This is a genomic window from Lactobacillus amylolyticus DSM 11664, assembly GCF_000178475.1.
In the GTDB taxonomy this organism is placed as follows: domain Bacteria; phylum Bacillota; class Bacilli; order Lactobacillales; family Lactobacillaceae; genus Lactobacillus; species Lactobacillus amylolyticus.
The window spans coordinates 1-1,608 of the sequence record NZ_ADNY01000044.1; the positions used below are offsets into that span (position 1 = coordinate 1).

Sequence of the window (1,608 nt, forward strand, 5' to 3'; positions counted from 1 at the left end):
CAAATCTGACAATATTTTTTGAGACATTTATCGAATTACTTTTCTCGGTAAATGTCTTTTTTTGATAGCACAAATAAGCCATCCTAGGATAGCCACTTTTTAATTAATCTAAGCTGCCAAACGATAAGGAAAACTGATAACTAATTTTGGTTTTAAATTACGTTTATCTTTTCTTCCCGGTCGAATTGGAGTTATATAAGATGCCATATCAAGCACTAATTGTGCAAAGCTTATATCTGAATTATCGCTTATTCGAAAGTATCGTCGCCAAATACAGCAGGCCATTTTAAAATCTATTTGATATTGATATTTGCTTTTAACATATGGCTTTGAGCTGGCGGCTACTGATAAGCTCACTGCATCATACATTGCAAAATGGGCGTATATCTCTATATAAACAAATTGATCTTTTTTAGAATGAAACTGGACGCCGCTTAAGTCATATTTAAGCTCCCTAAAAGAAGTTTCTATTCCCCAGCGAAGATGATAGATCTCTTTCATTCTAGCTAGCGGGTATTTGTCCCGGTCTAAATTGGTGATCAGAACTTCCCACTCATCGTCTGAACCTGGTGGATTAATTCTAAACTTACAAATTCGAAATTTAACATTGCATATATCTTCATGGTCCCAGCGTGAATCTTTGGTATTTTTTGAGCGTACAGCCTTGTAATGATGTTTTTTATGAGAGACCAGGTGAAGAAACTTTTCCGTATCTTTGTGAGTTATATAGTAGCGATGCGATGCAGTTACTTTACAGGAAAGCTCGCTATCATATTCATGGCCTGACAATGTGGTAATTTCTTTAATAGCGCCATTCCCAGCTTTTGTTCGAATAACATAGTGACAATGCTTTAGTCGATTACAGGTTTCAATCAAATTAAAACTACTATAGCCACGATCCATTAAAACTAAAAAATCTTTTTCTTGTTTATCTAGATTCTTTAACATTGTTAGTGCCGCTTCACGCTCATCCATTTTTTGTCTGGGTTGAATGACCATATCCAAATATAATTTATTCAAAACATCATAAAGAGCATTTACATGGATCTGACAATATGTTCGGCCATCTTTTGTTTGAACAACATTTTCTGATTTAGGATTAAATGGCTGATTAAAATCAGAGCCATCAATCGCAACCACTAAGTATTTGTCATCCAATAATTGTGGTGCATTGTTTGCCTGACTAAGCTCAGCCATGATTTCTTTAAAACATTCGGGTTTTAATTTAGCCTTTTGTTGTTCGAAAGCCGAAGCGGTCATTCTAGAATTTATGTTAGGAAAAGCATGAAAAATTTCCGAGTTCAAACTGCCGGCTCCCATGTTTAGAATCAGCCTAATCAAATCAACGACATTGAGCTTACGACAACGGGTAAAGGCCTGATCTGAAACAGAGAAAGCATGAATATTAGTGGCGATTTTATTGATAATATTATCCATCAGTTTTAAAATATTTGAGTGAAGGGATTTCATAAGAGTCACAGCTTTCTATGAAAGACCGGATAATATGACGAAAGTGAGCAGAAGAGTAAATTAGACTCTGCTCACTTTTTATTTTACGTAGAAAAAGAACCGAATCAAAATGATTCGGTTCATAAAGTCTGATTTTCG

1 protein-coding gene is annotated in these 1,608 nt (G+C 35.1%); it reads right to left on the reverse strand.

The genetic code is table 11. From position 1 onward, the window contains the following. Nucleotides 1-108: 108 nt before the first annotated feature. Nucleotides 109-1,470 (reverse strand): IS4 family transposase, encoded by a 1,362-nt coding sequence (locus HMPREF0493_RS05375; RefSeq protein WP_006352304.1) that lies wholly within the window; start codon nucleotides 1,468-1,470, stop codon nucleotides 109-111. Between the last annotated feature and the right edge of the window lie 138 nt (nucleotides 1,471-1,608).